We start from the raw sequence: 23,105 nt of genomic DNA, 5'->3' as shown, positions 1-23,105 counted from the left end.
TCCGCGGCCCGTCGACGTCGACTGGAGCGGCCCGGCCCGATCCCCCTCGCTCAGCCACCACGCCGGTGCTGAATCCCAGGTGACCAGCGCTGGATCGCCGACAGTCTACGCCAGCCACTGCCTCAAACACGGCATGCCTGTCGGTGGACTGCGCAACGCAGCAGTGACGCACAATCCCAACCCCCGCCTGGAGTACGCGACCGAATGTCGTACTCCGTCGATACGAGATGGCACGCCGGCCTGCCCTGCGCCCCTGGACAGAGCGCGGAGCAGGCCGGCGAGGACCAGCGGTGACGCCGACTCGACGTGCCGGCGGGCACGTGTCTGCCAGCGCCGCTGGTCAGACCATCGGTGGTGTGAGCGGTGTCACGGTGTTGTCAGGTCGAACCGGCGCACGGTGACCGCGCCGCCGAGCGCCTGGGTCGCGTGGTTGAAGATGGCGAACCGGTAGCCCATGAAGAACTGCCAGTTGTTCGCCAGGGTCAGGGCGTTGCCGAACGAGGTGAAGTTGACCCCGTCCGTGCTGTACGAGAAGCGGGCCTGCCGACCGGATCCCGGTCTGATGTCGGCGTTGGCCCGCAACCAGATCCGGCCACCCGAGACGCTGGTGCTCGCCACCTCGCTGCCGGTGCTCGTGGTGTTCCAACTGCCGTCCATCGTCAGGCCGTTCTGCATGACCAGTCGCGTGGACCCGTTGTCCCGTCTGATTCCGATCCAGGCGGACGAGTTGCGCAGCACCGCCAGACCCGTGCGGTCACCGTCGCGCATCGTGGAGTAGTCCAACTCGATGGTGGCTGTCGAGGTGGGGCCCTGGATGCGGTGCGTCAGCGTGTTGCGCGCCTTGTACAGATCACCGGTGACGGTGGCCGTCTGCAGGTTCAGCCCGTTGTTGACCGACCACTTGCTGTTGTCGGGGTTGTGGTTCCACTCCCACTGCGGGCCGAGTGTGGTGCCGGCGAACGTGTCGGTGCCGGTCAGCGGCTTGACCGCCCGGGGCGGCGCGGGCAGGTTCGGCTTCGGGTACGTGCTTCCCCACGCGCCGTTGACCGTCTGCAGCACCGGCCAACCGTCGCCGGTCCAGGTGATCGGCGCCAGGGCGGGCATCCGACCACCGGGGTACGCGTCGACGAAGGACATGTAGTACCAGTCGCCGTTCTGCGTCTGCACCAGCCCGCCCTGGTGCGGCACGCCGCCACCCGAGATCGGACCGGGCAGGTTGAGAAGCACCTGCCGCTGCTCGTACGGGCCGAACGGGCCGTTCGTCGACTTCAGCACGTACTGGCCGTTGGCCGGGCGGGTGAGCCAGATGTAGTAGGCGCCGTTGCGCTTGTAGAAGCGGGCCCCTTCCAGCGTGCCGATGCTCGACGGCGTCTGGTACACCTGCTGGGCCCGGACCTGGGACTTCCCGTCAGCGGAGAGCTGGGCGACGCTGATGGTGCCGTTGCCGTACGCGACGTACGGGGTGTCGTTGTCGTCGAACAGCAGGCCGGCATCGTAGTAGCAGTTCGGGATGGTGGTGTGCTTGCTCCAGGTGCTGTCGACGGCGGACGCGGTGTAGATGTGGGTCTGCGCGAAGTCGATGCACCCGGCCCAGTAGTACTGCCGGTTGCTCGGCCGGTAGTTCAACGTCGACGCCCAGATCCCGTCGACGTACGCGTTACCGCCACTCATGTCGTACTTCGCGCCGAAGTCGAGCCGGGGCACGGCGTGACCGGCGAACTCCCAGTTCACCAGGTCGTACGAGCGCAGGACCGGCGCACCGGGCGAGTAGTGCATGGTGGACGACGTCAGGTAGTAGACGTTGTCCACCCGGATGATGTCGACGTCGGCGAAGTCCTGCCAGATGGCCGGGTTCGAGAACGTGCCGTTGGACGGCGGCGGGGTCGTCGGCGGCGGAGTGGTGGGGTCGGTCCCCCCGCCGACGCGGACGAACTGCCACTGCTGGTTGGTGCCGTTCCAGTCGTCGTACTGCACGATGTTTCCGCCGTCGGCGGTCGAGGCGCCCTGCACCTCCATCACCTTGTTGCTGTTCCGGTTGATCAGCCGGACGTAGCCACCGTCGGAGTCGGCCAACCGGAACTGCTGGTTGGTGCCGTTGTTGTCGCTCCACTGCACGACGCTCGCGCCGTTGGCGGTCGAGAAGCCCGAGACGTCGAGCACCTTGCCGGAGAGCCGCGACTTGACCCGGTAGTAGCCGCCGCCGGAGTCGACGAACTGCCACTGCTGCTGGTTGCCGTTGTTCCGGGTCCACTGGGTGATCCGGGCACCGTCGTTCGTCGCCAGGTTGTACACGTCCAAGGCCTTGCCGCTGTTGCGGTTGACCAACACGTACCAGGCGCTGGTGTCCACTGTCGCCGCCGAGGCCGGTGACGGGGCGACGGCGGCGAGAGCCGCCCCGATCACCACCGCCACCGAGGCCGCGAGTAGTGACAACCTCCCGCGCCGGCGCGCCGCTCCCCGTGGAACCTGTCCCGTGGAAATCATGATCCTCCTTAGCTGGCCCGAGGTGCCGGACGTTCTCCGCCGGCATCCGCATCGCTGGTCGGCCCGCTGGCCAGACCCGCTGATGTGATCGCTAACAGCACCCTCCGCCACGTCCCGGAGATCGTTCGACCTCGACGGGGAGGCGCGCGGATCAGAGCCGGTACGGCGCAGGAATCGAACTCTGTTGATGCTTACTGTTATCGATAACAAGACCGTAGTCAAGCTGAAACATGCAAGGGCGAGCGAGCGGACGGACGGGCCGCCGAAGGGCGCGAGGAGGGCGGGCGGAATCCGCAGCCGGAGCGCGAGAAGGGGGCGGACGGGAGCCCGCCGGGGCGCGAGGAGAGCGGACGGAGCCCGTTGGGGCGCGAGAAGCCCGCCGGGCGCAAGGAGGGCGCGAGATCGTGATCCACTCGGGTCTATTGATGTCGGGCCTCCGCGCCGGGCGGATACCGCGTCTTCAGGGAAGCCGAGTGGATCAACCCCCGTGTGTTCGGGGCCGGGCAGGTGGTGCGGAAGAGCAGGGGCGTGATCGACCCGGACCGTCGAGGGCCCGGGTCGATCACGCCCCGGCGGCAGGGCTCAGAAGCCGCGGGCCAGCCGGTAGTAGGCCTGGTTCCAGCGCAGCTCGTCGGCGAAGCGGCGGGTCTGGGTGTCGGCGTCGATGACGACCAGCTCGGTACGGCTCATCTCGGCCAGGTCGTGCAACTCCTCCACCCCCACCGCCTGGGACAGCACCGTGTGGTGCGGTGCGCCGGCGGTGATCCACGCCTCGGCCGAGGCGGGCAGGTCCGGTCGCGGGCGCCAGACGGCGCGGGCCACCGGCAACCGGCGCAGCGGTTGCGGCGGGGTGACCACGTCGATCTCGTTGGCGACCAGCCGGAAGCGCTCCCCCATGTCGGCCAGGCCGAGCACGACCGCCGGGCCGGGTGCCGCGTCGAAGACGAGCCGGACCGGGTCCTCCCGCCCGCCGATGCTCAGCGGGTGGATCTCCGCGTTCGGCGTGTCGGACGCGATCGTCGGGCAGACCTCCAGCATGTGGGCGCCGAGCACCAGCTCCTCGCCCGGGGTGAGGTCGTAGGTGTAGTCCTCCATGAACGACGTGCCGCCGTCCACACCCACCGACATCGCCTTGAGGGTCCGGACCAGCACCGAGGTCTTCCAGTCCCCCTCGCCGCCGAAGCCGTAACCGTCGGCCATCAGTCGCTGCACGGCGATACCGGGCAGCTGACGCAGGCCACCGAGGTCCTCGAAGTTCGTCGTGAAGGCCCGGAAGCCACCCTCGTCCAGGAAGGCCCGCATGCCCAGCTCCAGCCGGGCCGCGTACCGCAAGGAGTCGTGCCGCTCACCACCGGACAGCAGCTCCGCGGCGACGCGGTACGTGTCCTCGTACTCCTTGACGAGGTCGTCGACCTGCGCGTCGGTGACCTGACCGACCACCTCGACCAGGTCGTTGACACCGTAGGTGTTGACCGACACCCCGAACCGCAGCTCCGCCTCGACCTTGTCGCCCTCGGTCACCGCCACGTCGCGCATGTTGTCGCCGAAGCGGGCCAGGCGCAGCGACCGCATCGCCGACCAGCCCAGCGCGGCGCGGGCCCACGCACCGACCCGGGCACTCACCCGCGGGTCGCTGACGTGCCCGGCGACCGTCTTGCGGGCCACACCGAGACGGGTCTGGATGTACCCGAACTCACGGTCGCCGTGGGCGGCCTGGTTCAGGTTCATGAAGTCCATGTCGATGTCGTTCCACGGCAACAGGACGTTGGCCTGCGTGTGCAGGTGCAGCAACGGCGTCTGCAACGCGTCGAGCCCGGAGATCCACATCTTCGCCGGCGAGAAGGTGTGCATCCACGCGATGACCCCGATGGCGCCCTGGGCGGCGGCGTCCCGGCAGACCTGCAGGATCTCACCGCTGTTGGTCAGGACGGGCTTCCAGACCACCCGGGCGGGAATCTGCGGCGAGTCGTCGAGCGCGGCCGCGATCTGGCGAGACTGCTCGGCGACCTGCCGGAGCGTCTCCTCGCCGTACATGCCTTGGCTGCCGGTGAGGAACCAGATCTCGGGTGCGTTGTGTGGTGCCATGGGGTTGCCTTCCAGGAGAGGAACGGTCACTTGTAACGGATTCCGATGAGGCGCTGAAGGAGGATGAACGCGAACAGCAGGCCGCCGATCACGATCTTGGTCCACCAGGAGTTCAGGCTTCCATCGAAGGTGATCAGGGTCTGGATCACGCCCAGGACGAGCACGCCGAGCACAGTGCCGAAGGCGTAGCCGCCGCCCCCGGTGAGCACCGTGCCACCGATGACGACGGCGGCGATGACGTCCAACTCCATGCCCACCGCGATCAACGGCGCGCCGGACAGGGTGTAGAAGGACAGCAGGATCCCGCCGATCGCCGAGCACAGACCACTGATCGTGTAGACCGCGATCCGGGTCCGCCCCACCGGCAGACCCATCAGCAGTGCCGACTGGGGGTTTCCGCCGATGGCGTACACGTTGCGGCCGAGCCGGGTGTAGGCCAGCGTGTACGCGGCGACGGCGACCACGACGAAGGCGATCAGGACGCTGATCGACACGAAGTTGCCCCGGGGATCGCCGATGCGCTCCTGCGACATCCTGGTCCAGAACCCGTCGGTGATCGGGATGGACGAGTCGGAGATGAACGTGCACATGCCCCGGGCGAAGAACATCCCGGCGAGCGTGACGATGAACGGCTGGATCTCGAAGAAGTGGATGACGCAGCCCATCAGCAGACCGAGGGTCGGCCCGATGAGCAGGGCGATGACGAGCACCAGCGCCGCCGGCAGACCCTCCTGGAGCAGCCACGCCGACACCATCGCCGTCATCGCGACGACCGAACCGACCGACAGGTCGATACCCCCGGTGAGGATCACGAAGGTCATCCCGATCGCGACCACCAGCAGGAAGCTGTTGTCGATGAACACGTTGAAGATGACCTGGACGTTCGAGAACGCCGTGTACTGGGACACGCCGATGCCGTACATGACCAGCAGCAGGGCAAGCGTGGCCAGGACCGGTATCTGCCGCCGTGGCAGCCGGAACCGGGTACGCCCAGCGGTGAGCGATCCAGTGGTCATGCCGGCACCTGCTCCTTCGGCTTGTCGGCAACTGTGGTGGGCGGCGGTAGGTCGCGTCGACGGCGAGCGAACTTGGCCCGGAAGGCCGGTGCCTGGACGAGGCAGACGACGATGACCACGACCGCCTTGAACAGCAGCGAGGTCTGCGGCGAGATGTCCATGGCGTACACGGTGGTGGTCAGGGTCTGGATGATCAGCGCGCCGAGGATCGTGCCGCTGAGGAAGAACCGGCCTCCCGCGAGGGACGTGCCGCCGATGACGACAGCGAGGATGGCGTCCAACTCCACCCAGAGACCGACCGCGTTGCCGTCGGCACTCGACACGTTGGCCGTCATCATGAAGCCGGCGACCGCGGCGCAGGCGGCGCTGATCACGTACGCGAGGAAGATGACCCGGCCGGAACGGATGCCGGCGAGTCGACTCGCCTCCGCGTTACCGCCCACCGATTCGACGATCATGCCGAGGGCGGTGCGGCGGGTGAATCCGGCGACGACGAGCGCCGCGGCGAGGGCGATGAAGATGGCCAGCGGCAGGGTCAGCAGGTGGCCCAGCCCGATCGCCCGGAACGGCTCCGAGTTGATGGTGATGATCTGACCCTGGGTGATCAGCTGGGCGAGGCCACGACCCGCCACCATGAGGATCAGCGTGGCGATGATCGGTTGAATCCCGATCACGGCCACGAGCACCCCGTTCCAGGCGCCGAGCACCAGTGAGATCGCCAACGCCAACGCCAACGCGGTCAGCACCACCGTGAGGCTGTTCTGGTCGGGCTGCTTGCTGATGTACATGCAGGCGATCGCGCCGCTGATCGCGCAGAGCGAGCCGACCGACAGGTCGATGCCCCCGGTCGAGATGACGAGCGTCATGCCCAGCGCGACGAGGATCAACGGGGCGCTCAGGCGCAGGATGTCGATCGGCGTACCGTACAGGTGCCCGTCCTTGAGCTCGATGGACAGGAACCCGGGGCGGTAGATCGTGTTCGCGGCGAGCATGACGACCAGCACGGCGGCGGGCCAGAACAGCCGGTGACCGGTCACCGCCCGGTAGCGGCCCATGGTGGCGCTCATCGGTCTGCCTCCTGGAGGGACCCACTGGCAATGGTTTGCATGATGCGGTCGGCGTCCAGGCTCTCGTCGTTGGCGAACTGGGCGACCATCTGCCGGTCCCGCATGACCGCGACCTTGTGGCTGAGACGCAGCACCTCCTCCAGCTCGGCGGAGATGAACAGCACCGCCATCCCGCCGTCGGACAACTGGGTCACCAGCTTCTGGATCTCGGTCTTCGCGCCGATGTCGATGCCCCGCGTCGGTTCGTCGAGGATCAACAGCCGTGGCTCGGTGATCAGCCACCGGGCCAGCAACACCTTCTGCTGGTTGCCGCCGGACAGGTTGCGGACCGGCACCTCCGGGTCCGCGGGCCGGATGCTGAGCGCCTTGATGTACTTGTCGACCAGCTCGTCCTGACGGCGGCGCGGGATCGGTCGCAGCCAGCCACGGGCGGCCTGCATGGCGAGGATCATGTTCTCGCGGACCGACAGGTCCGCGACGATGCCCTCCGCACGGCGGTTCTCCGAACAGAAACCGACGCCCTGCTCGATGGCCTGGGCGGGGGTACGCAGGCTGCTCGCCGTGCCGTCGACGGTGACCTGACCACCGTCGGTCTTGTCGGCGCCGAACAACAACCGGGCCACCTCGGTACGACCGGAGCCGAGCAGTCCGGCCAGGCCCACCACCTCACCGGCGTGGATGGTGAGGCTGAACGGCTCCACAGCGCCCTTCCGGGCGAACTCCGACACCGACACCAGAGGGGTGCCCTCCTCCACGGCGGCCAGGTCCCGCCGGGAGTGCTCCTCGATGCCCTCGAGGACGTCGAGCTCCTTGCCGATCATCTTCTCGACGAGGGAGAGCTGGGGCAGCTCGGCGGTCTGGTACTCGCCGACGAGACCACCGTTGCGCAGCACGGTGATCCGGTCGGCGATCTCGTAGACCTGGTCGAGGAAGTGGGTCACGAACAGGATCGCGATGCCCTCGTCGCGCAGTTGCCGCATGATGCGGAACAGTTGCGCCACCTCACCGGCGTCGAGGCTGGACGTCGGCTCGTCAAGGATCAGCACCCGCGCCTTGATGTCGATCGCGCGGGCGATGGCGACCATCTGCTGGATCGCCAGAGAGTACGAGCCCAGTGGCGCGCTGACGTCGAGATCGAGGTCGAGGCGGGTCAGCAGCGCCCGGGCCCGGCGGCGGACCTCTCCCCAGCGGACGGCGCCGAGGAGCCGGGGCTCACGGCCGATGAAGATGTTCTCCGCCACCGACAGGTTGGTGCAGAGGTTGACCTCCTGGAAGACCGTGCTCACCCCGGCGGCGGTCGCCTGCATCGGTCCGCTGAAGGACACCTGCTGGCCGTCGAGGGTGATCGTGCCGCCGTCGGTGTCGTAGACGCCGGTCAGCACCTTGATGAGGGTGGACTTGCCGGCGCCGTTCTCGCCCATCAGGGCGTGCACCTCGCCGGGGAAAAGCCGGAAATTGACGTCGTGGAGTGCGCGCACCCCGGGGAAGGACTTGCTGATCCCGGTCATCGTCAGGACCGGACGGCTATCCGTCATCCCATCAGACCTCTTCTGGGTCGTCGACACGGAAGGGCCGCTGCGCTCCCGTGCGCCCGCCCGGTCATCCGGGCGGGCGTGGCACGGGGTGGTCGCGGGCCATGCCCGGTCCGTTGCGGGTAAGGGAACGACGCGGCGGGGCCGCCACGCGAGCGCGGCGACCCCGGCGTCGATCAGTACTTACGGTTGGGCAGCGCTTCCTTGGCCTGCTCCTGGGTGAAGGTGGTCTCCTCGGTCTCGATCCGAGGCGGCACCTCCTCGCCGGCGTGCACCTTCTTGGCGAGGTCCATCAGCTGTGGGCCGAGCAGCGGGCTGCACTCCGCGATGAAGTTGAACTTCCCGTCGGCGAGAGCCTGCATGCCGTCCTTGACGGCATCGACAGTGATGATGGTGATGTCCTTACCCGGCACCTTGCCGGCGGCGGTGATCGCCTCCAGCGCACCCAGGCCCATGTCGTCGTTGTGCGCGAACAGCACGTCGATCTTCGGGTTGGCCTTGAGGAACTGCTCCATGACCTGCTTGCCACCGGCCCGCGTGAAGTCACCCGGCTGAGAGGCGATGATCTTCAGGTTCGGGTTGGCGGCGATCGCGTCGCCGAAGCCCTTCTTGCGGTCGTTCGCCGGTGCCGCACCCGTGTTGCCCTGCAGCTCGACGATGTTCACCGGGCCCGAGGCGGTCTTCTTCTGCTCGACCAGCCACTCACCGGCGAGCCGGCCCTCCTTGACGAAGTCCGAGCCGAGGAACGTCTTGTACAGCGTCTTGTCGGCCGAGTCGACCGAGCGGTCGGTCAGGATGACCGGGATGCCGGCGTCCTTGGCCTCCTTGAGCACGGTGTCCCAGCCGGACTCCACCACCGGCGAGAAGGCGATCACGTCGACCTTCTGCTGGATGTAGTTGCGGATCGCCTTGATCTGGTTCTCCTGCTTCTGCTGCGCGTCATCGAACTTCAGCTCGATGCCCGCAGCGGCAGCGGATTCCTTGATCGAGGTGGTGTTCGCGGTACGCCACCCGCTCTCCGCACCGACCTGGGAGAAGCCCATCGTGATCTTGCCGTCGTCCTTGGACCCGCCGCCACCGGTGTCGCTGTTGCCGCAGGCCGCCACGCCGCCGACCAACAACGCGCTGGCGAGGACCGCGACAGCGCGCCACCGAACGGACTGCGTTCGCATCTTTCCCATCGAATCTCCTTGGCTGGATGTGGTGGGTAACCGCGTCGGCCGTCGAAGAACCCGAAGAACGGCGTACGCGGGTGGTGCGTGCTGGTGCGTGGTGGTGCAGACCGGCGGGTCCCGATGATCGGGGAAGAGTCAGGAACCCGCCGGTGCGACTGGTTGTTGACCGTAGACGTTCTGGTAGCGGTCGTAGAGGGCGTCGATGTCGGCCTGCGCCATCGGGACCGGCTGGCCGAGGGTGTGCGCCAGGTGCGCGGTACGGGCCACGTCCTCGCACATGACCGCCGCCTTGACCGCCGCGCGGGCGTCGCGGCCGATGGTGAACACGCCGTGGTTGCGCATCAGCACCGCGGGCGAGCGGTGACCGGAGAGCGTGGCGACGATGCCCTTGCCGATGTCGTCGCCGCCGATCAGCGCGAACGGACCGATCGGGATCTCCCCGCCGAACTCGTCGGCCTGCGCCGTGAGGTGGCAGGGGATCGACTCCCCGCACGCGGCCCAGGCGGTCGCGTACGAGCTGTGCGTGTGCACCACACCGCCGACCTCGGGCATGGCGCGGTAGACGTAGGCGTGCGCGGCGGTGTCGCTGGACGGGGCGAAGTCGCCCTCGACGAGAACGCCGTCGAGGTCGCAGACCACCATCGTGTCCGCGGTGAGGTCGTCGTAGCTCACCCCACTCGGCTTGATCACCAGGAGGTCCTGGCCGGGAACCCGCGCGGAGACGTTGCCGGACGTCCAGGCGACCAGGTTGTACCGGGTCAGTTCGCCGTGCAGGCGCGCGACGGTCTCGCGCAGCTCACGGATCTGTCGGGTCACCTCGGCGTTCACGCGACCACCTCCAACACGGTCTCGGGCGTGGTCGCGGCGCTGTCGACCGCCGCGTTACGGATCGCCCGCAGGCGCATCATGACGTCGTTGCCACCGCGACCGAAGTGGTCGTGCAGCGCCCGGTACTCGGCGTAGAGGACGTCGTAGGCGCGGGCCCGCTCGGGGTCCGGGCGGTAGACGGCCTCGTGCACCCGACCCATCGCCTGGGACGCCTCGTGGACCGAAGGGAACTCTCCGGCGGCGACGGCGGCGTGGATCGCCGATCCCAGCGCCGGCCCCTGCGCCGAGGCGATGATGTTCAACGGTCGCCTGGTCACGTCGGCGTAGATCTGCATCAGCAGCGCGTTGTTGGTGAGGCCACCGGCGATCACCAGGTCGTTGACCGGGACGCCGGCCTCGACGAAGGCCTCGATGATCATCCGGGTGCCGTACGCGGTGGATTCCAGCAGCGCCCGGTAGATGTCCTGCGGCCGGGTGGCCAGGGTCATCCCGACGATCATCCCGCTCAGGTCGTGGTTGACCAGCAGGGACCTGTTGCCGTTCCACCAGTCCAGCGCGATCAGACCGTGCGCGCCGACGGGCTGACTCGCGGCCAGCTCGGTCAGGCGCTCGTGCGAGTCGGAGCCGGCCGGGGCAGCATGCTCGACGAACCAGCCGAAGATGTCCCCGACACCGCTCTGCCCGGCCTCGTAACCCCATGCGCCGGCGCTGATGCCGCCGTCCACGACACCGCACATCCCGGCCACCTCGGCGACCTCCGCGCCGTTGACCACGTGGCAGGTCGAGGTGCCCATGATGGCGACGAGCCGGCCGGGCTCCACCGCCTGCGCGGACGCCGCGGTGACGTGCGCGTCGACGTTGCCGACAGCCACCGCGATCCCCTCCGGCAGGCCGGTCCAGGCGGCGGCGCGGGCGGTGAGCGAGCCGGCTCGGGCGCCGAGGGGCAGCAACGGGCCGTCCAACTTGGCCACGAAGTCGCCGAAGCCGGGGTTGAGCGCGGTCAGGAAACCCTCGGAAGGGTACTGACCGTCCTGCAGGATGCCCTTGTAACCAGCCGTGCAGACGTTGCGGGTCTCGGTGCCGCAGAGCTGCCAGACGATCCAGTCGGCCGCCTCGATGAAGCGCTCGGCACGGTGGTAGACCTCAGGGTCCTCCTCCAGGATCTGGAGCCCCTTGGCGAACTGCCACTCGGCGGAGATCTTGCCGCCGTACCGGCCGATCCACGGCTCTGCCCGCTCGTGGGCCAGCGCGTTGATCCGGTCGGCGTGCGGCTGCGCGGCGTGGTGCTTCCACAGCTTCACCCAGGCGTGCGGTCGATCGCGCAGCTCGGGGTCCTCGCAGAGCGGGGTGCCGTCGGCGCTGGTCGGCAGCACCGTGCAGGCGGTGAAGTCGATGCCGATGCCGACGACCGCGCCAGGATCCACCCCGGCAGCTGACAACGCCGCCGGAACGGCGTACCGCAGCACGTCGCGGTAGTCCTCCGGGTTCTGCAGGGCCCAGTCCGGGGGTAGCTGTCGACCTCCCGGGAGCGCCGTGCTGATAACTCCGTCGCCGTACTCGTGCACCGCGGTCCCCAACTCGGCACCATCACCGACACGGACCACCAGAGCTCGCCCGGACAGGGTGCCATAGTCGACACCGACGACATAGCGGTCGCCTGCTCCGTCCACACGGTTCATGTTCACCTCCACCGTTAACGGGGATAGTGTTAACGCTCACATCAACCCTCGTCAAGACATCCACCCGCAACAGCTCCGTAACGGAACAGCGAAGGCGGGCCAACTGGGGCGCGTCGATAACGGATCGGTGCAGAACGCGCAAAAGCGACACCGACCACGGCACGCAGGCCTCGAACGGGCTGCCGCGCGGATCAGGCGTCGACCGGAGGCACCTCGGCAGGCCGGGCGACAGGCGCGGCCGGTCGGGCGTCGCGAGTCGATCATCCGACCGCGACAGTGTCGCGCTCGATCATGATGTCAGCGATAACATCATCGAGGCGCCCCGGTTCGACGGTCAGATCCGCGAAACGGCCGCAGTCGACCGCGTTGGCTCATAGCTGAGCATTTCGGCGGATCCCGCGGGGCAGCGCGACCGTCGTGTTATCGATAACATTCGACCTTTCGTGGTCGCTTGGGTCCGTCCGCCCGCGAAGACGCACGTCGGGCACGGCCATGGCCGCGAGGTCTGGTTGATCCACTCGTGTCCCGTGACAACGCGGCATCCGAGGCGCTGCGACAGACCGACTTCCCGAAACCCGAGTCGATCATGCGGGCACCAGCCGGCAGGCGGAGCGGGCAGGCGGAGCGGGCGCCCACCCGAACACGGAAAGCCGGCGACCCGACCCGGTGGGCCGAGCCGCCGGCTGCCGGCGCGGAGGCGATGATGCGGTGCGGGGGTGGTCTGGGTGGCGGAGCGCCGGTCCGATCAGGCGACCCGGTTGCGGTTGTAGAGGGCCTTGGCCCAGAAGAAGCACGCGACGGTGATGACGGCGCACCAGATGACCGCGATGGTCCCGTTGGCACCGATCCCGGTGCCGAGGAGCAGGCCGCGCAGGGTCTCCATGACGGGCGTGAAGGGCTGGTACTCGGCGAACCACCGCACCACTGTGGGCATCGATTCGGTCGGGACGAACCCGCTGCCCAGGAAGGGCAGGAGGATCAGTGGCATGGGCAGGTTGCTGGCCGTCTCGACACTGTCACTGACCAGGCCGAGGGCGACCGACAGCCAGGTGAGCGCAAAGGTGACCATGGCGAGGACACCGACGGCGGCCAGCCACTCGACCGGGTTGGCGGTGGGTCGGAACCCGACGAGCAACGCCACGCCGATGACGGCCGCGAGGCTGAGCAGGGTCTGCACGAGACTGCCCAGGACGTGACCGGTGAGGACCGACGGCCGGAAGATCGCCATCGTCCGGAACCGGGCGATGATGCCCTCGGTCATGTCCATCGCGACCGAGATGGCGGTGCCCTGCGCCGCGCTGACCACCGTGATGAGCAGGATGCCCGGGGTCACGTAGTTGGCGTACTCTGACCGGCCGCCGGACGGCCCCAGCCCGGCGCCGAGCGTGCCGCCGAAGACGTAGACGAAGAGCAGCAGGATGATGATCGGGATGCCCATGAGCAGGAAGGTCATCGACGGGTAGCGCCGCATGTGCAGGAGGTTGCGCCGCAGCATCGTGCTCGAGTCACGGACGGCGAGGGAGATGGTGCTCATCGCGCGGAGGCCCCTTCGTGATCGGGTCGGCCGGCGCGGGTGTCGGGCTGACCGGTGAGGGTGAGGAAGACGTCGTCGAGGTCGGGGGTGTGCACGGAGAGCCCGGCCACCGTGATCGAGGCGCGGTCGAGCTGGTCGAGCAGGGACCGCAGCGCCCCGACCCCGCCGTCACTCGGCACCTGGAGGGTGAGTGCGGCGTCGTCCCGGCTGGCGACCGGCAGCGCGCGGGCGGCCGAGGCGAGCCCTTCCTGGTCGGCGAACTGCAGCACGACGTGGCCTCCGGGGATGAGCCGCTTGAGCTCGCGCGGCGTGCCCTCGGCGATCAGCCGGCCGTGGTCGAGGAAGGCGACGCGGTCGGCGAGTTGGTCGGCCTCCTCCAGGTACTGGGTGGTGAGCAGGATCGTGACGCCCTCGGCGACGAGGTTACGGATGATCTCCCACATGGCGCGGCGGCTACGCGGGTCGAGGCCGGTGGTCGGCTCGTCGAGGAAGATGACACGGGGCTCACCGACCAGGGTCATGGCGAGGTCGAGCCGTCGGCGCATCCCACCGGAGTACGTCGACACCGGCTTGTCCGCCGCGTCGGCCAGGTCGAACTGGCCGAGCAGCTCGTCGGTCCGTCGCCGGCCGGACGTCTTGTCCAGGTGGCGCAGGTCCGCCATCAGGTTCAGGTTCTCCCGGCCGGTGAGCAGGTTGTCGACGGCGGAGAACTGGCCGGTGACCCCGATCAGCTCGCGTACCGCGTCGGGATTCCGTTGGAGGTCGTGACCGAAGACGCGGGCCTGTCCGCCGTCGGCGTCGACCAGGGTGGAGAGGATCTGCACGGTGGTGGTCTTGCCGGCGCCGTTCGGGCCGAGCAACGCGAAGATGGTTCCCTCGGTGATCATCAGGTCGATGCCGTCCAGCACGACCTTGTCGCCGTAGGACTTCCGCAGGTCGGTCGCGACGATCGCGGGCTTCGTGGAGCTGGTCATGGTCTCCTCTTTGCGGTCTGGGGGTGGCGGGTCAGGCGCGGCGGATCATGATGTCGCCGTAGGAGGTGTTCGCCCGGACCTCGACCGTCTCGTCGGTCTGCGCCGGGCTGTCGGTGCTCTCCAGGGCGTTGTGCACGCGACCGTGCTTGGAACTGACGTCGAGCCAGGCGGCCGTCCCGCGCCGGATGCCGACCTCGATGGCCCCGTACGAGGTGTTCAGGTCGATCGCACCCCGGACGACCTCGCCCAGCCGGAGGTTGCCGTAGGCGGTGCGTGCCGTCACCGAGGCCGTCGTCGCGTCGAGGGTGATGTCGCCGTACGCGGTGTTGACCCGGACGTCGCCGCCGCTGCGGCCGATCCAGCAGTCGCCGGAGGAGTTCTTGATCTCGACGGGTCCGTCGACCGTGCCGAGGCGCACCTTGCCGGACGACGCCTTCACCCGCGCCGAGCCGACGACCCGCTCCACGGCGACCTCGCCGTGACTGCTGTCGATGTCCAGCGGCCCGGTCTCGTCGAGGCGGATCCCGCTGCCGGTCTTGATGCGGCACTCGCCGAGTTGGCCCTCGCAGCGGAACGCCGCCCACGACGACTCGGCGTGCACCCGCGACCCGGTCGGTAGCTCGATCAGGACATCGACCGACGGGCCGGACCCGAAGCCGTAGCGCCGCCACGTCTTCGGCACCCTGATCAGCAGCTTTCCGGCGTCGTACTGGACGGTGGCCTGTTCGGCGGTGCTCACGTCGGCCTTGCTCGACGGGTCCCGCGGTCGCACCGTCACCACCGTGTCGGTGCGGTCGGTCGCGCTGATCCAGACGTCCCCGACGGGCAGTTCGATCTGGACGGAGATGGGCTCTGGGCTCTCGAAAACAGGCATGGCGGTCTCCCGGAAGGTGGTCGGTGACTGTCACCGCTGGTCGGCGGCGCGGAGGAAGAAGGGGTACGACGGGGTCAGCGCGCCCAGCCGGTGAAGTGCTGACCGGAGCGCGGCTCCGGCCGGCGGGGGGTACGGCGTTCGGTGTCGCCCGCGCCGACGGCGCCGGCGACGGCGCGTACCAGCCAGGCGTTGACGGAGAGCCCGGCGCGCCCGGCGGCCTCCTCGACGCTGGCCTTCAGGTGGTCGGGAAGGCGGAGGTTGATCCGCGAGGTGCCACCCTCCTCGCCCTCAGGTGCGGGCGGTGGTGCCGGCAGGGTCGGCGGAGCGCTGACCTCGCGCACCTCGTCGACCGGCGGGCTGGCCGGCGTCACCACGAAGTCGGGCTCGCGCCCGCGCAGGCGGACGTGCACCGAGCCCGGCGCGAGGTCGCGGGTGATCTCGTCGGCCGCGTCGGACAGTGCCTCCAGCAGGGTGAGACGGGTGGCCGCCTCCAGTTGGGTGAAGAGCCGCTCGGCCAGCGCGCGGCCGTCCGCGTCGACGCCCTCCGCAGCCACGGCGAACTCGTTACGCAGGTTCTCGACGTACGACCTCAGCTCCATGGCACCATCATGACACCACTTTGGCTCAGGGTGCAACCCTTCATGGCTCAGGACGGTGCCAGACTGGTCGACGAGCGGTGTCCGCCGTTCCTCAAAGATCCCCGAACGCGCGCCTGACCAGCCGGTTTGCCTCTTCCTGGGTCAGTCCGGTGGCCACCAGGAGGTCGCTGACAGTGGTACGGATCTGCGCCACCACCACCGCACCGGAGAAGCCGACGCCCTTGCGGTAGGCCCGACCGGCCATCCGCACCGCCCGCAGCGACTGCTCCCGCGCCCGGTCCGGCTCGGCGCCGGCGGCGAACTGCTTCTTGAGTACGCGCACGGCCTCGGCGAGAGCGGCCACCGCCCGCGGCAGCGACTCCGGAACCGGCTCGTCGTCCTCGATCAGGGTCACCGCTCGACGGATCAACGTCCCGCTGTTGCGCATCGCCCGGTCGATCGGCTCCGCCGCCTGCGCGTAGCGGCCCACCGGGCCGCGCCGCTGGTGCCAGTGCACCGGCGACAGGGTGCTGGCCTCCCGGGCGCCCTGGGTCGCCTCGACGAACGCCTTCAGCGGGCCCTTGTTCTGCCGCAGCTCACCCCGGGCGGTGCGGGCACGAGCGGCATCACGCTCCGCCAACGCGCCGGCGGTGGCCTCCAGCTGGGTGACCAGGAGGTCGAGCGCCGGCCGCGCGGCGCGGTTGAGCACCCGAAGCGGGTTCAACGGCAGGAGTACAGCGGTGACCAGCAGCGCCACCCCTCCCCCGACCAGGGCGTCCACGAACCGAGGAATCTCCAGGTCTCGGATCGACGGGCTGAGCGTGGCGATGAGCACCGCCGTCGCGCCGGCCTGGATCACCACGGCGGCACTGCCGGCGAGGAACAACGCGACCACGATCGCCAGCACGACGATCAGGGAGAGTTGCCACCACCCGGTGCCGATCACCACGAGCAACAGATCGCCGATCAGCACCCCGACGGTCACCCCGAGGATCAGCTCGATGGTCCGACGCAGCCGTTGACCGACCGACGCGGCAAGGGTCGAAACAGCACTGATCGGCGCGAACACCGGCTGCGAGATGTTCAGCAGCTCGTGCGCCACGAACCAGGACAGCGCCGCCGCCAGCCCCGCCTGCACCGCCAGACCGCCCACGGCCCGTACCCGACGGGCCCGATCGCGCACCGCGGCCGCCGCCCGGCCCCGCATCCGCGCCATCGTGCCCGCCAGACCACCCGTGGCGGCGTCGCCGGCGCGGGCCGGAGCACCCTCGTCCGCTCCGCGCCGACCGGCAGCGACCATGGCGGCACCTACCCCGCCCTGGTCAAATCAATCCTCCCGACGCCGGCCGCGCTCAGCGCGAGGCGAGCGTCTCCTCGGCGTACGCCCAGAGCCGGTCGGCGGCAGCTGGATCCATGGCGTGGGCAGCCACCCCGCCGGTGGCGTCGGGGCCGCCGGGCACGACCTCCGCCTCCTGGTTGTCGTCGAAGTACCGGCCACTGACACCGTCGAGCAGGGGCGAGCCGGCGAGCAGCACGGTGGTCGACGCGCCCTGGTCGGGCTTCTTGTAGTAGTCCGCCTCGATGAGGTTCCCCGCCTCGTCCATGGCACCCATCGCGCGCATCGTGTCGTCGTCGATGTGGCGCTGGAGGTTGGTGAAGATGTACCCGGGGTTGAGGGCGTTCCCGGTGATCCCGTCCTTCGCCCACCGGCGGCTGATGCCGACCGCGAGCAGGACCTCGGCGGTCTTCGACTGACCGTACGCCGACCACGGGTCGTACGGGCGCCGCTCGAACTGCGGGTCGTCGAAGTCCATCGGCGCGGCCAGGTGCGCTCCAGAGCTGACCACGACGACCCGAGCCGCCCGAGCGGCCCGCAGGTTGTCGTGCAGCCCCCGGGCGAGCGCGAAGTGGCCGAGGTAGTTGGTCGCGAGCTGAAGTTCCCAGCCCTCGGCGGTGAGCTGCCGGGTCGGGATCGCCATGATCCCCGCGTTGGCGACCAGCACGTCGAGCGGACCCTGCCAGCCCGCGACGAAGGCGTCGACCGACGCCAGGTCGGCGAGGTCGAGCGCGGACGCGCTGACCACTCCCCGGGTGGCCTCCGACGCGAACTCCTCGACGAGCGCGTCGGCGCGTCGCGGATCACGGGTCGCGATGGTGACCTCGGCGCCGGCCCGGGCCAGCGCGCGCACCGTCTCGACACCGATGCCGGAGGCTCCCCCGGTGACGATCATCCGACGCCCCGTCAGGTCGACACCGTCGAGGATCTCGGCGGCGGTGCTGCGTGCGGTGAACGGGGTGGTGAGGCGTGGGTTCGCTGTCATGGAACCCAGGCTAGGAACATGAGACTCGGACTGCCTATAGTCTAGGATCCTTCATACTTTAGTGAGCGTCCAGGAGGCCGGGATGGATCCCCTCGAAGATGTCCTGGCGTTGCTGGGCGCGTCGAGCCACCTCTCCGCGGGCCTGGTCGCGGGCGGGCGCTGGGCCGTCGCCTTCGACGCGCCGGCCGGGGCCAAGTTCAACGCCGTCCGGCGCGGACGGTGCCTTCTGCGGGTCGCAGGCCACGACGAGTCGATCAGCCTCGGCGAAGGGGACTGCTTCCTGCTGACCCGGCCGGTGGCCTACACCCTATTCAGCGATCCCGACGTGCCCGTCGAGCCCGCGTACCCACTCTTCGCCGCCGCCGACGGCCGTGTGGCGCACGTCGGTGACGGCGACGACGTCTTCCTCATCGGCGGCGCGTTCTCCCTGGGCGAACGGGCGCGCAGCCTCCTGCTCGACAGCCTCCCGCCGGTCATCCACGTGCCCGCCGACACCCCGGAGGCCACCACCGTCCGGTGGGCGCTCAGCGAGATCGACGCCGAACTACGGCAGACACGACTCGGGTCCACCCTCGTCGCCGAGCACCTGGCGCTCGTCCTGCTGATCCGGGTCCTGCGGTTGCACCTGGCCCGCGACCCCGAACGCACCTCCGGCTGGTTGGCCGGCCTCGCCGACCCGGTGATCGCCCCCGCGCTGCGGGCGCTGCACGCGCGGCCCGCGCAGCCGTGGACGGTGGATGCCATCGCCCGGACCGCCGCCGTCTCCCGGTCGACACTGGCCGCCCGCTTCAAGAGGGTCGTCGGCGTGGGACCGCTGGAATACCTGACCGGCTGGCGGATCGAGCTGGCGGCGGACCGTATCCGGCGCGGTTCCGACACTGTCGCCAGCATCGCCCAGGCTGTCGGCTACGGCTCCGAGAGCGCCCTCAGCGTGGCGTTCAAGCGCGCTACCGGTTTCTCGCCACGCGCGTACCGCACCGAGGTGGCGAGGGCGACCCAGACCGGCGGACGCGAACCGGCGGCGACCGGTCGAGGTGTCGAGTGAGCGGCAGCCTCCTCTTCGCCCGCTGCGGTTGATCCCGTCCGGATCGGGTAGACCGGTCCGCCGTCGTCGGGCGGCAGCCTGGGCTTGACCGCGAGGCTCACCGAGGTCGGGTCACGGGACGGCCGAGCGCCCGCGGGGGGACGTCGCATGGATCAGCACGGTTGAGCGGGTCGGACGGCCCCCGCGACGTCGTGGAGCTGCGGGTGCACGGAGTCTCCGGCGCGAGCGCCGCACAGGTGCTGGACCTGCGGCAGGCAGCACAGGTGGCGGGTGACCAGAGCGGTGGCTTCTACCGACCGCGACCACAGGGCTCGGACACCACCGCCCCGCGCGGCGTGACACTGGAGGCGTACCGCTGGGGTGATCTGCCCTCCGGGACCGTCGCCCGTACCCTCGCCGTGGTCTTCCTGTTGCCGTTCATGCTCGTCAACGTCGCGACCTGGATGCGCCCGGCGAGCCCCGGCTCCGAGGCGGTGGTCAAGTCCCTGTGCCGACTGCTGGCGCTCACCCTCACCGTGCTCTACGTGCTCGCCGTCGCCGGTGTCGCCCTGGATCTGGTGGCCTGGAGGTGCCTGCCCTCGACGCGCTGCCTGGCGGGGCGCAGCTGGTTGTCCTGGTTGGGAGGGCGGCCGGTCGGGGCGCAACTGGCGTTGGTCGCGTTGGTGCCGGTCGCCGCGATCGGCCTGCTCTGGCGGATCAGCAGCCGCCCAGGGCGGACGTTCGAAGCGTTCCGCGCACCCGACCAGGGGATCGGCGGGTCACGGCTCGGCACGGTCGGCCAGTGGGACGCAGAGCCGCTGGTGGGCCGGTTACGCGCCATCCACGTCGCCGCGGCGTTCGCGACACTGGATCTCACAGTGCTGCTGGCCCGGAGCGCGAGTGGCGCCACCGGGGTCACCGTTGCGCTGACGGTGGCGACCGCCGTGATCCTGGCGGCCTGCGTGGGCCTGCTGTGCACGCCGCCGCTGATCGACCGGGCCGCCGACGATCACCGGCTCGACCGGGTCACCCGTACGCTCCGAACCGTCGCCGTCGTCACGACCGTCGCCGTCCTGGCTCACCTGCTGACCGGGCCGCGCCGGTGGGACGACGGACACGGGCTTCCCGGGTACGAGACGACCCTGGCCGCTGTGTTCGCCGTACAGACGGCGTTGTTGGTGGTGCTGGGCTTGGTCCTGCTCTGCCACCGGCAACGCGGTGGCACCCCGCTGTTCGGGCTCGGCGCCCTCGTCATCGCGGCAACCGGGATCAGTCTGGCCGTGGCGTACTCCGCCGAGCTGGTCTACCGGGTGGCGGACTTCCTCGACCGCGACGTGCCGACCGGGGAGGGCATCGCCACCGGCCCGCCCCGGGCGTACACGTGGGTGATCTACGGCTTCATCCGAGCGCTGCTGGCCACAGTCGTCGTCGCCGGCCTCGTCGTCCTTCTCACGCGTCGCGGTCGGCGTCGCGCCGCGGCGGCGATCGTGGCACACGACTACCCGCGGGCCCCCGCGGAGGCCGAACCCCGACTGCGGCAGGTCCGGGACGCGATAGCCCGGGCCCGCTTCACCGAGAGGCTGGTGCCGCTGGCCGTGTTCTACGGGTGCCTCGCCGGGCTCACCACGGCCACCACCACCATCGGCCTGCTGGGTGAGTTTCCCAGTGACCTCCTCGAACGGAACCTCGGCCTGCCGGCGGACGCGATCACCTTCGGCATCGCGTTCGGGAGTTGGGTGATCGCGGCGGTCATCCTCGGTCTGATCATCGGGGGGATCTTCGCCTACCGGACCGTCCCGTTCCGCCGGCACATCGGCGTCCTCTGGGACCTGGGCACCTTCTGGCCCCGGGCCGCCCACCCGTTCGCCCCGCCCTGCTACTCCGAGCGGGCCGTGCCGGAGTTGGCCCGTCGCATCACGTACCTCGTCGAGCGCGGACACGGGGTGCTGCTCACCGGGCACAGCCACGGTTCGGTCCTGCTCGCCGCGACGGTGCTCCAGTTGCCGCCGCACGTCGGCGACCGAATCGCCCTGCTCACCCACGGGTCGCCGCTGCGCCGCCTCTACGCGCGACTCTTCCCCGCGTACGTCGACGACGTGGCGCTGCACGAGATCGGCCGCCGGGTCGGTTGGCGGTGGGTGAACCTGTGGAGTGACACCGACCCCATCGGCGGTTGGATCTTCTCAGCGCGGCGAACACCGGCGCCGGGCGACGTCGGCGGCCCGGCCGCCCGGGTGGATCGCCGGTACCGTGACCCACGCGACGTGGTGACGCCGCCCAGTGACAGCGTCCCCCCGCCCATCCGTGGGCACTGGCCGGGCGAATCCGAGGAGCCGTTCACCGCGGCGGCCCGGGAGTTGGTGCGGCGCCTCGGCGAGCGGGCCGACCCGCCCGGCGCGGCGACGTAGCGGACCGCGTCACCGTCCGCTGTTCGCCCGCGCCCGCCAGTCGTCGAGACGCGTACCGGCGAGGCGGGCGCCGTCGGCGGGAACGAGCGAGCGTTCGCCGAGCTTCGCGCCGAAGTAGCGGGCGTCCGGGTCGGCCACCACCGACCGAGGATCCTGCTGGGCGGCGAGGAGGTCTCGGCCCAGGTCGTCGAGGCGGAACTGCTCCGGGCCGGCGATCTCGACCACGGCGTTCGTCGGCGCACCGACCACGACCTCGGCCACTGCGGCCGCGACGTCGTCGGCGGCCATCGGCTGGATGAGCACCGGGGCGAGGTGGGCGGTGTCGCCCTCCGTGCCGGCGTCGACGATCCCCTGGAGGAACTCGAAGAACTGGGTGGCGTGCACGATCGAGTACGGGGTTCCCGACGCGACGACGAGCTTCTCCTGAGCGACCTTCGCCCGCATGTAGCCGCTGTCCGGGATCCGGTCACAACCCACGATGGAGAGCACCACGTAGTGGCCCACCCCGGCGTCCGACGCGGCGGCGAGGAGCGTCCGGGTGGACGTCTCGAAGAACTCCAGCACGGCCCTGTCCTCGAACGACGGCGAGTTCGACACGTCGACGACGACGTCGGCACCGGTCAGCGCATCGGCCACCCCTTCACCGGTCAGCGTGTTCACGCCGGTCTTCGGCGACGCCGGCACCACCTCGTGGCCCTGGGCGCGGAGGTCGTCCACGAGCTTGGAACCGATGAGGCCGCTGCCTCCGATCACGACGATCTTCATGGTCGAACCACGTCCTTCCTGCATGGGTTGAGTCGTGCTGCCACCCAGTAAGACGGAAAGCGTGCACCGGTGCAGGACAATCGCCGGAGAACAGTTCGACGGAGACCTGGAGGTGGCCGTGGCCGAGGTGTCGCACCCGGTGTTCGCCCGCGTCTACGAACGGCTGAGCGTCGCCATGGACCGGGCCGGTACGGCGGCCTACCGGCGGGACCTGGTCGCCGGCCTGTCCGGCCGGGTGATCGAGATCGGTGCGGGCAACGGGCGGATGTTCCCCCACTATCCGCCGTCGGTGACCGAGGTCGTCGCCGTCGAACCGGAACGGCGTCTGCGGGCCGCCGCCGAACGCGCGGCGTCGACCGCACCGGTGCGGGTCACTGTCGTCGACGGTCTGGCCGACCGGCTGCCCGCCGGGGCCGACGAGTTCGACGCCGCCGTTGTCGCGTTGGTGCTGTGCACAGTGCCCGACCAGGCGAGCGCGTTGACGGAGGCAGGCCGGGTGCTGCGTCCCGGCGGCGAGTTGCGGTTCTTCGAACACGTCGCGGCCGAGAGGCAGAGCGGCCTGCACCGGGCCCAGAGGCTGCTCGACGCGACGGTGTGGCCGAGGCTGTTCGCCGGCTGCCACACCGGTCGGGACACCCTGGCCGCCATCACGACAGCGGGTTTCGTGGTCGAGGAAGTGCGCCGGTTCCGTTTCCCGGCCACCAGCAACGGCCCGTCCTCGCCCTGCGTCCACGGACGCGCGACCTGGCCGGCCTGATCCG

The 23,105-nt window shown here is 69.9% G+C and carries 18 protein-coding genes; 3 read left to right on the top strand and 15 right to left on the bottom strand.

Going from position 1 to position 23,105, the window contains the following annotated elements:
• Positions 1 to 366: 366 nt before the first annotated feature.
• The 14 genes from O7631_RS14645 to O7631_RS14580 form a co-directional block, all read right to left on the bottom strand.
• Complete coding sequence (locus O7631_RS14645) at positions 367 to 2,484, bottom strand: RICIN domain-containing protein (protein ID WP_278144715.1); 2,118 nt, start codon at positions 2,482 to 2,484, stop codon at positions 367 to 369.
• A gap of 582 nt (positions 2,485 to 3,066) precedes the next feature.
• Positions 3,067 to 4,569 (bottom strand): L-arabinose isomerase, encoded by a 1,503-nt coding sequence (gene araA / locus O7631_RS14640; RefSeq protein ID WP_088990628.1) that lies wholly within the window; start codon positions 4,567 to 4,569, stop codon positions 3,067 to 3,069.
• Positions 4,570 to 4,595: 26 nt separating this feature from the next.
• Positions 4,596 to 5,585: a galactofuranose ABC transporter, permease protein YjfF gene (yjfF, locus tag O7631_RS14635; protein WP_145784528.1), complete on the bottom strand. Its 990-nt coding sequence runs from the start codon at positions 5,583 to 5,585 to the stop codon at positions 4,596 to 4,598.
• Complete coding sequence (locus tag O7631_RS14630) at positions 5,582 to 6,652, bottom strand: ABC transporter permease (protein WP_278144714.1); 1,071 nt, start codon at positions 6,650 to 6,652, stop codon at positions 5,582 to 5,584. Before O7631_RS14630 ends, yjfF begins: the two co-directional genes overlap by 4 nt.
• Complete coding sequence (locus tag O7631_RS14625; protein WP_278144713.1) at positions 6,649 to 8,187, bottom strand: sugar ABC transporter ATP-binding protein; 1,539 nt, start codon at positions 8,185 to 8,187, stop codon at positions 6,649 to 6,651. The genes O7631_RS14630 and O7631_RS14625 overlap by 4 nt, the downstream gene beginning before the upstream one ends.
• 173 nt (positions 8,188 to 8,360) lie before the next feature.
• Entirely contained in the window at positions 8,361 to 9,356 is a 996-nt protein-coding gene (locus O7631_RS14620) for an ABC transporter substrate-binding protein (protein ID WP_278147940.1), read from the bottom strand.
• 138 nt (positions 9,357 to 9,494) lie between these two features.
• Positions 9,495 to 10,187 (bottom strand): L-ribulose-5-phosphate 4-epimerase, encoded by a 693-nt coding sequence (locus tag O7631_RS14615; RefSeq protein WP_208745067.1) that lies wholly within the window; start codon positions 10,185 to 10,187, stop codon positions 9,495 to 9,497.
• Positions 10,184 to 11,866, bottom strand: coding sequence for a ribulokinase (gene araB / locus O7631_RS14610; protein WP_278144712.1), 1,683 nt, complete (start codon positions 11,864 to 11,866; stop codon positions 10,184 to 10,186). The genes O7631_RS14615 and araB overlap by 4 nt, the downstream gene beginning before the upstream one ends.
• A gap of 745 nt (positions 11,867 to 12,611) precedes the next feature.
• Positions 12,612 to 13,400 (bottom strand): ABC transporter permease, encoded by a 789-nt coding sequence (locus O7631_RS14605; RefSeq protein ID WP_278144711.1) that lies wholly within the window; start codon positions 13,398 to 13,400, stop codon positions 12,612 to 12,614.
• Complete coding sequence (locus O7631_RS14600) at positions 13,397 to 14,374, bottom strand: ATP-binding cassette domain-containing protein (protein ID WP_278144710.1); 978 nt, start codon at positions 14,372 to 14,374, stop codon at positions 13,397 to 13,399. The genes O7631_RS14605 and O7631_RS14600 overlap by 4 nt, the downstream gene beginning before the upstream one ends.
• Before the next feature lie 31 nt (positions 14,375 to 14,405).
• Positions 14,406 to 15,248 (bottom strand): DUF4097 family beta strand repeat-containing protein, encoded by an 843-nt coding sequence (locus tag O7631_RS14595; RefSeq protein ID WP_269680211.1) that lies wholly within the window; start codon positions 15,246 to 15,248, stop codon positions 14,406 to 14,408.
• A gap of 74 nt (positions 15,249 to 15,322) precedes the next feature.
• Positions 15,323 to 15,847, bottom strand: coding sequence for a hypothetical protein (locus O7631_RS14590; RefSeq protein WP_269680212.1), 525 nt, complete (start codon positions 15,845 to 15,847; stop codon positions 15,323 to 15,325).
• 91 nt (positions 15,848 to 15,938) lie between these two features.
• A complete protein-coding gene (locus O7631_RS14585) occupies positions 15,939 to 17,042 on the bottom strand; it encodes an FUSC family protein (RefSeq protein WP_278147939.1) in 1,104 nt (367 codons plus the stop codon).
• 136 nt (positions 17,043 to 17,178) lie between these two features.
• Complete coding sequence (locus O7631_RS14580) at positions 17,179 to 18,147, bottom strand: SDR family NAD(P)-dependent oxidoreductase (RefSeq protein WP_278144709.1); 969 nt, start codon at positions 18,145 to 18,147, stop codon at positions 17,179 to 17,181.
• Between the two features lie 82 nt (positions 18,148 to 18,229).
• Here O7631_RS14580 and O7631_RS14575 point away from each other — a divergent pair, with 82 nt between their 5' ends.
• Both O7631_RS14575 and O7631_RS14570 read left to right on the top strand, forming a co-directional pair.
• A complete protein-coding gene (locus tag O7631_RS14575) occupies positions 18,230 to 19,192 on the top strand; it encodes an AraC family transcriptional regulator (protein ID WP_278144708.1) in 963 nt (320 codons plus the stop codon).
• 161 nt (positions 19,193 to 19,353) lie between these two features.
• The gene (locus tag O7631_RS14570) at positions 19,354 to 21,579 is read left to right on the top strand and encodes a hypothetical protein (protein WP_278144707.1); all 2,226 of its coding nucleotides are present in this window, start codon (positions 19,354 to 19,356) and stop codon (positions 21,577 to 21,579) included.
• Between the two features lie 9 nt (positions 21,580 to 21,588).
• On the opposite strand, the gene O7631_RS14565 is transcribed toward O7631_RS14570, so the two are convergent.
• Positions 21,589 to 22,344 (bottom strand): SDR family oxidoreductase, encoded by a 756-nt coding sequence (locus O7631_RS14565; protein ID WP_278144706.1) that lies wholly within the window; start codon positions 22,342 to 22,344, stop codon positions 21,589 to 21,591.
• Between the two features lie 34 nt (positions 22,345 to 22,378).
• On the opposite strand from O7631_RS14565, the gene O7631_RS14560 reads away from it, so the two are divergent.
• Entirely contained in the window at positions 22,379 to 23,101 is a 723-nt protein-coding gene (locus O7631_RS14560) for a class I SAM-dependent methyltransferase (RefSeq protein WP_278144705.1), read from the top strand.
• Positions 23,102 to 23,105 lie beyond the last annotated feature (4 nt).

This window comes from Micromonospora sp. WMMD967 (genome assembly GCF_029626165.1).
GTDB lineage: Bacteria > Actinomycetota > Actinomycetes > Mycobacteriales > Micromonosporaceae > Micromonospora > Micromonospora taraxaci.
Note: the sequence above shows the minus strand (reverse complement) of the source record. Positions and strands in the feature narration are given on the sequence as shown.